The organism is Pseudomonas sp. AP42, from assembly GCF_001728935.1.
In the GTDB taxonomy this organism is placed as follows: Bacteria; Pseudomonadota; Gammaproteobacteria; order Pseudomonadales; family Pseudomonadaceae; genus Aquipseudomonas; species Aquipseudomonas lactis.
Window position 1 is genome coordinate 1 of the sequence record NZ_LYSO01000181.1, and the last position, 7,439, is coordinate 7,439.

Genomic DNA, 7,439 nt, shown 5'->3' on the forward strand with positions numbered 1-7,439 from the left:
GCTTACTTTCGCCTGGGCCGGCATTCCGGCTTTTCAAAAGTGAGCCGCCGTTGGGGCGGAACCCTAAGTGGCCGTTACCTACATAACGGATATGTACTCAGTCTGATCTCAGATCCCGGTCGGCTGTCAGGCCGCCTTCGCAGGCAAGCCAGCTCCCACATTTGGATCGCGGGGCGTCAGCTAGATAAGCGTTGGCTGTCAGGCCGCCTTCGCGAGCAAGCCCGCTCCCACCGTTTGATTGCGCGCCCTCCCCCCCATGCGGCAAAAAAAGTCATCCAACGGACGCCCGGTTGCGACACCGGCGATACCGGCCTATGTTCCAAGCCATGCTGTTTTTTTGCTGTCCCTCGCCCTACGCCCATCCCGTAACCAGGAGACGACATGCCCACGCCTTCACGCCCTGCCGTACTTGAGCTAATCGGCAACACCCCGCTGGTCAAAGTCAGCCGCTTCGATACCGGCCCCTGCACGCTGTTTCTCAAACTGGAATCGCAAAACCCCGGCGGTTCCATCAAGGACCGCATCGGCCTGGCGATGATCGACGCCGCTGAACGCGACGGTCGCTTGCGCCCGGGCGGTACCATCATTGAAGCCACCGCCGGCAATACCGGTCTGGGCCTGGCGCTGGTGGGCCGGGCCAAGGGTTACCGGGTGGTGTTGGTGGTGCCCGACAAGATGTCCACGGAAAAGGTGCTGCACCTCAAGGCCATGGGCGCCGAGGTGCATATCACCCGTTCCGATGTGGGCAAGGGCCATCCGGAGTATTACCAGGACGTGGCAGCGCGCCTGGCCAAGGATATTCCGGGCTCGTTCTTCGCCGACCAGTTCAACAACCCGGCCAACCCGTTGGCCCACGAGACCAGTACCGCGCCGGAGATCTGGGCGCAAACCCAGCACGATGTGGACGCGATTGTGGTGGGCGTTGGCTCGGCCGGCACCCTCACCGGTTTGACGCGTTTCTTCAAGCGCGTACAACCCGAGCTGGCCATAGTGCTGGCCGACCCGGTCGGTTCGGTGATGGCCGAATACAGCCGCAGCGGCACGCTGGAAACCCCCGGCTCCTGGGCGGTGGAAGGCATCGGCGAGGACTTCATTCCATCGATCGCCGACCTGTCCAGCGTGCGCCACGCCTACTCCATCAGCGATGCAGACAGCTTTGACCACGCCCGCCAATTGCTCAAAGCCGAAGGTATCCTCGGCGGCTCATCCACCGGCACCCTGCTCGCCGCTGCCCTGCGCTACTGCCGCGAGCAAACCGAGCCCAAGCGCGTGGTGACCTTTGTCTGCGACACCGGTACGCGCTACCTGTCCAAGGTCTACAACGACCAGTGGATGAACGACGCCGGCCTGTTGCAATACAAGCACTACGGCGACCTGCGCGACCTGATCGCCCGCCGCTTCGAAGACGGCCGGGTGATCAGCGTAAGCCCCGACGACACTCTGCTCACCGCCTTCCAGCGCATGCGCCTGGCGGACGTGTCGCAACTGCCGGTGCTGGTCGATGGCCAGACACTGGTGGGCGTGATCGACGAATCCGACATCCTGCTGGGCCTGCACCACGACGCCGCAGACTTTTCCATGACCGTTGCCAGCGCCATGACCAACACCCTGCACACCCTGGCCCCCAGCGCCAGCCTGGCCGAACTGCAGGCCGAGCTGGATCGTGGCCTGGTCGCCATCATTGCCGACGCTTCAGGCTTTTATGGCCTGATCACCCGCGTCGACCTGCTTAACCACCTACGGAGATCCCTTGCATGAGCCAGCCCGATAAAAGCGCGTTTGCCACCCGTGTGATCCACGCCGGGCAGTCACCCGACCCGACCACGGGCGCGCTGATGCCGCCGATCTACGCCAACTCCACCTACCTGCAAGACAGCCCCGGCGTGCACAAGGGCTTTGACTATGGCCGCTCCCATAACCCCACGCGTTTTGCCCTGGAACGCTGCGTGGCCGACCTTGAAGGCGGCAGCCAGGCGTTTGCGTTTGCCTCAGGGCTGGCGGCGATCTCCACTGTGTTGGAACTGCTGGATGCTGGCGCGCATATTGTCTCGGGCAATGACCTGTACGGCGGCACCTTCCGGCTATTCGACAAGGTGCGCCAGCGCAGTGCCGGGCACCGCTTCAGCTATGTCGACCTCAGCGACGTGTCGGCGTTTGAAGCGTCATTGCAGGACGACACGCGCATGGTCTGGGTCGAAACCCCAAGCAACCCGCTGCTGAGCCTGACCGACCTGCGCGCCGTGGCCCGCATCTGCCGTGCCCGCGGGATTATCTGCGTGGCCGACAACACCTTTGCCAGCCCTTGGATCCAGCGCCCGCTGGAGCTGAGCTTCGACATCGTGGTGCACTCCACCACCAAATACCTCAATGGGCATTCCGATGTGATCGGTGGTATCGCTGTGGTTGGCGACAACGCTGAATTGGCCGAACGCCTGGGCTTCCTGCAAAACTCCATCGGCGCCATCGCCGGGCCGTTCGATGCCTTCCTGACCCTGCGCGGGGTAAAAACCCTGGCGCTGCGCATGGAGCGCCATTGCAGCAATGCCCTCGACCTGGCCACCTGGCTGGAACAACAGCCGCAAGTGTCGCGGGTTCACTACCCGGGCTTGGAATCCCACCCACAGCACGACCTGGCGAAACAGCAGATGCGCGGGTTTGGCGGGATGATTTCAGTGGACTTGAACAGCGACCTGGCCGGCGCGACACGCTTTCTGGAAAACGTGAAGATCTTCGCCCTGGCCGAGAGCCTGGGGGGCGTGGAAAGCCTGATCGAACACCCGGCAATCATGACCCATGCCAGCATCCCGGCGGCGACGCGCGCGCAATTGGGCATTGGCGATGGGCTGGTGCGGTTGTCGGTGGGGGTTGAAGATGTGGAGGATTTGCGCGCCGACCTGGCGCAGGCCTTGGCCCACATCTAACGCCGACATACCTGTAGGAGCGAGCTTGCTCGCGAAGAACGCAAAGACAACACGGGCATCCAGACATCCCGCGTTATCGTTGACGTTTTTCGCGAGCAAGCTCGCTCCTACAAAGTTCAGCCTTGGGTGATATGGGCCCGCGCCGCATGCAGCTTCTTGTAGCTGTCAATCAGGCGCAAATGCCGGTCCAAGCCTTCCAGCTTCATGCTGGTGGGCGTCAGCCCGTAAAACCGCACGCTGCCGTTGACCGAACCGATCACCGCGTCCATGCGCTCATTACCGAACATGCGCCGGAAGTTGGCCTCGTAGTCAGCCAGTTCCAAGTCGTCATCCAACTCCATCTCCAGCACCGCGTTCATCGCCTGGTAAAACAGGCCGCGCTCAACCGTGTTGTCGTTGTACTGCAGGAACATCTCCACGCACTCCTTGGCCTCTTCATACTGCTGCAAGGCCAGGAAGATCAGCAGCTTGAGCTCCAGGATGGTCAGTTGGCCCCACGCCGTGTTGTCATCGAACTCGATGCCGATCAGCGTGGTGATATCGGTGTAGTCGTCCAGCTCGCTTTCTATCAGGCGTTCGACCAACGCCTGCAACTCTTCCTCGTTGAGGCGGTGCAGGTTGAGGATGTCTTCGCGGAAAAACAGCGCCTTGTTGGTGTTGTCCCAGATCAGGTCGTCCACCGGGTAGATTTCCGAGTAATCCGGCACCAGGATCCGGCAGGCGGTAGCGCCCAGGTGCTCATACACCGCCATGTACGACTCTTTGCCCATGCCTTCGAGGATGCCGAACAGCGTGGCGGCCTCCTGGGCGTTGGAGTCTTCGCCCTGGCCAGAGAAGTCCCACTCGACGAATTCATAATCGGACTGGGCACTGAAGAAGCGCCACGACACCACGCCGCTGGAATCGATAAAGTGCTCGACGAAGTTGTTCGGTTCGGTCACCGCCTGGCCTTCGAAGGTCGGCTGCGGCAGGTCGTTCAAGCCTTCGAAGCTGCGGCCTTGCAGCAGCTCGGTGAGGCTGCGTTCCAGCGCGACTTCCAGGCTAGGGTGCGCGCCGAACGAAGCGAACACGCCACCGGTGCGCGGGTTCATCAAGGTCACGCACATCACCGGGAACTCACCGCCCAGGGACGCATCCTTGACCAGCACCGGAAAGCCCTGGGCTTCGAGGCCTTCGATGCCCGCCAGGATGCCCGGGTACTTGGCCAGCACGTCGGCCGGTACGTCCGGCAGCGCAAATTCGCCTTCGATGATTTCGCGCTTCACCGCCCGCTCGAAAATCTCCGACAGGCACTGCACCTGGGCTTCGGCCAAGGTATTGCCGGCGCTCATGCCGTTGCTCAGGTAGAGGTTTTCGATCAGGTTGGACGGGAAATACACCACCTCGCCATCGGACTGGCGCACGAACGGCAGCGAGACAATGCCACGGGTTTCGTTGCCGGAGTTGGTGTCGAACAGGTGCGAACCGCGCAGCTCGCCGTCGCGGTTGTAGACTTTCAGGCAGTAGGCATCGAGGATTTCACTCGGCAGCTCATCGTTGGGGCCCGGCTGGAACCAACGCTCGTCCGGGTAATGCACGAACGGCGCGTTGGCCAGGTCCTCGCCCCAGAACTGGTCGTTGTAGAAAAAGTTGCAGTTCAGGCGCTCGATGAACTCGCCCAGCGCCGACGCCAGCGCGCCTTCTTTTGTCGCGCCCTTGCCGTTGGTAAAGCACATCGGCGAATGGGCGTCGCGGATATGCAGCGACCACACGTTGGGCACGATATTGCGCCACGAAGCGATCTCGATCTTCATGCCCAGGCCGGCGAGAATCGCCGACATGTTGGCGATGGTCTGCTCCAGCGGCAGGTCCTTGCCGGCAATGTAGGTGCCCGCCTCGGACGTGGAATTGGGCATCAACAGCGCCTGGGCATCGGCGTCGAGGTTCTCGACTTCCTCAATCACGAATTCCGGCCCGGCCTGCACCACCTTCTTCACGGTGCAGCGGTCGATGGAACGCAGGATGCCTTGGCGGTCCTTGTCGGAGATGTCCGCGGGCAACTCGACCTGGATCTTGAAAATCTGGTTGTAGCGGTTTTCCGGGTCGACGATGTTGTTCTGCGACAGGCGAATATTCTCGGTGGGAATATTGCGCGTCTGGCAGTACAACTTCACAAAGTACGCCGCACACAACGCCGACGAAGCCAGGAAGTAGTCGAATGGCCCCGGTGCCGACCCATCGCCCTTGTAGCGAATGGGCTGGTCGGCAATGACCGTGAAGTCATCGAACTTGGCTTCAAGCCGAAGGTTGTCGAGAAAGTTGACCTTAATTTCCATGCGGGCACACCAGAATAACGAGCTAAACAAATTGGCCGCCATTATGAAGCGTTTCGCCGGGAAGTCTCAGGGTTTTGCGTATGGGCTGCCGATCGGTGCTAACTTCCAACTAGTTAGATAATGTTCACCTCTGCCAGGACAGGTCATGGAACCGATAGCGACGAACGCCGCACTGTTGATCATCGATATGCAAAAAGGCATGGCCGATCCCACCCTTGGGCGCCGCAACAACTCAGACGCTGAGCTGCACATACAGCACCTGCTCAATGCGTGGCGCCAGGCACAACGCCCGATCATTCACGTGCGGCATATCTCCCGCTCTGACGCTTCGGTGTTCCGGCCAGGCCAACCTGGCTGCGAGTTCCAGGAGGCGTTGCAACCCCTGGCCCACGAACATGTGGTGGAAAAAAATGTACCGGATGCATTCAGCGCCACGGGCCTGGAGCGCTGGCTGCACCTGCGCTCGATCCAGCAGTTGGTGATCGTTGGCGTCATCACCAACAACTCAGTGGAATCCACCGCACGCTCGGGAGGCAACCTGGGGTTCGACGTGATCGTGGCGGCGGATGCGTGTTTTACCTTCGACCAAACCGACTTGTCGGGGCGGCTGTGGGCCGCTGAAGATGTGCATGCGCTGTCGCTGAGTAACTTGGCGATGGACTATGCCAGGGTGTTCCAGACGCGTGAAATCCTGGCCAGTCATTAACAAAGCAGACATGCATCAGGGCAAACTCACGGTGGCGGCCGCTTGCAGGCCTGAGCGGTTAAAACACCCCGGCATCCTCAAGCATTTGCGATAACGCCTGCGGCCATACCGTATCGCTCGTTGCGCGCAGCGCCTCTGCCGACCACCAGCGATGGTCCGCCATCACCTGGGCCTCCTGCTCCGTCCACTCGGCCCTGGATAACGCGTCGCTGGATGCATGCACAACGAAGTACCGCTCAACCGCCAGCACCGTTTCGCCGCAGGGTAGCATCAAGGTCACGTTGCGCTCTGCTACACATTCCCCGACGCTGCTCACCGTGATCCCAGTCTCTTCGCGCAACTCACGAATCGCGGCGCTGTGAAAGGTCTCCCCGGCCTCAACGCCACCGCCCGGCGTGGCCCAGTAATCCTGGCCAGCCAAGGCACCTTCTTTGTGCACGAAGCGAAACAGCAACACTTGCTGTGCAGGGTTTATGACCAGTAATCGTGCGGCTTTGCGTTCACGCATCAGCTTGATTCCTTTCTATGACTGCCGAATTCATCCAGCTCAAAAAAGCCCGCAGGCGTGTCGTGAATGCCTCGCCCTCTGCGCTCGGGTTGCGTGCCTCAAACAGGAAGTAGGCGATTTGCACGCGCATGGTTGGGTAATGCTGAACAAACAGCCCGACGTAGTCTTCCAGGGTTTGCGGCCAGGTTTGCGCATCTTGCGCTCGCAGGGTGTGGGTGGCGCGGATCAAAGCCCGCGATGCTTCCCGCTGCAAGCGATGGCGTACGTGCTCAGTGCTGGCCTGTTCGATACCTACCAGATACCCCGTGAGCGCCTGTTCAAAATCGCCGTTGACCGCCAGGGCGATGGCGCGAGACGGGCGAAACGGTTCGAAGTGCAGCGACAGGTCTTCGCCCCAGAGACAGCGGCAATGATGTTTGAGCCAGAAGCCCCAACGGTTTCGGTTCTCGGGCGCCAACACCTGGGCGCGGTGGCCGATATCAAAGTCGATCTTGGTGACTTGGGGATGCCGTAGCTCCAACGCGAGTCGGGCCAACTCCAATTGTTCAAGCACGGGCGCATCCGGTGGCTCGACCAGTATCAGGGAAAGGTCAAGATCAGAAAGGCCGATCTCACCTTCGCCCCGTGCGATGCTGCCATACAGGTAAATCCCGTGCAGCCCCAGTTCTGGCCGGGACAAGGTAGCGCAGATGTCCGTCAGCAGGGGCTGGAACTCGGGTTGTATAGGCCCATCGGCAACGGTGAGGATATAGCCGTCGACATCAATGCCTGTAGATTTTTGGGTGTTCACGATGCGATCTTGCCGCAGAGCAGATGCAGAGTGGGCATAACGCGATTCCTCATATCGGGCCAGGAAGGATGAGTCATATAGCCGCTGTGGTAAACAGATGCAGGCATAGGTATCTACATAACTTTGTGGGCTGTGGCAGCAGACGCTAACCACGATGCGAAGCGAGCCGCTCTTGATTTGCTTTTGATCTTGATCTTAA

At 60.8% G+C, this 7,439-nt stretch carries 6 protein-coding genes; 3 read left to right on the forward strand and 3 right to left on the reverse strand.

What is annotated here, in order from left to right:
* Positions 1-381 precede the first annotated feature (381 nt).
* Both A7K61_RS29905 and A7K61_RS29910 read left to right on the forward strand, forming a co-directional pair.
* Entirely contained in the window at positions 382-1,758 is a 1,377-nt protein-coding gene (locus A7K61_RS29905; protein WP_069558972.1) for a cystathionine beta-synthase, read from the forward strand.
* Positions 1,755-2,921: a cystathionine gamma-synthase gene (locus A7K61_RS29910; protein ID WP_069558973.1), complete on the forward strand. Its 1,167-nt coding sequence runs from the start codon at positions 1,755-1,757 to the stop codon at positions 2,919-2,921. The genes A7K61_RS29905 and A7K61_RS29910 overlap by 4 nt, the downstream gene beginning before the upstream one ends.
* 116 nt (positions 2,922-3,037) lie before the next feature.
* On the opposite strand, the gene A7K61_RS29915 is transcribed toward A7K61_RS29910, so the two are convergent.
* Positions 3,038-5,236, reverse strand: coding sequence for an OsmC domain/YcaO domain-containing protein (locus tag A7K61_RS29915; protein ID WP_044273378.1), 2,199 nt, complete (start codon positions 5,234-5,236; stop codon positions 3,038-3,040).
* A gap of 145 nt (positions 5,237-5,381) precedes the next feature.
* On the opposite strand from A7K61_RS29915, the gene A7K61_RS29920 reads away from it, so the two are divergent.
* On the forward strand, positions 5,382-5,942 hold the full coding sequence (locus tag A7K61_RS29920; protein ID WP_069558974.1) for a cysteine hydrolase family protein: 561 nt from the start codon (positions 5,382-5,384) through the stop codon (positions 5,940-5,942).
* A gap of 58 nt (positions 5,943-6,000) precedes the next feature.
* On the opposite strand, the gene A7K61_RS29925 is transcribed toward A7K61_RS29920, so the two are convergent.
* Positions 6,001-6,450: an NUDIX hydrolase gene (locus A7K61_RS29925; protein ID WP_044273380.1), complete on the reverse strand. Its 450-nt coding sequence runs from the start codon at positions 6,448-6,450 to the stop codon at positions 6,001-6,003.
* Positions 6,443-7,240 (reverse strand): nucleotidyltransferase domain-containing protein, encoded by a 798-nt coding sequence (locus A7K61_RS29930; RefSeq protein ID WP_069558975.1) that lies wholly within the window; start codon positions 7,238-7,240, stop codon positions 6,443-6,445. The genes A7K61_RS29925 and A7K61_RS29930 overlap by 8 nt, the downstream gene beginning before the upstream one ends.
* Positions 7,241-7,439 lie beyond the last annotated feature (199 nt).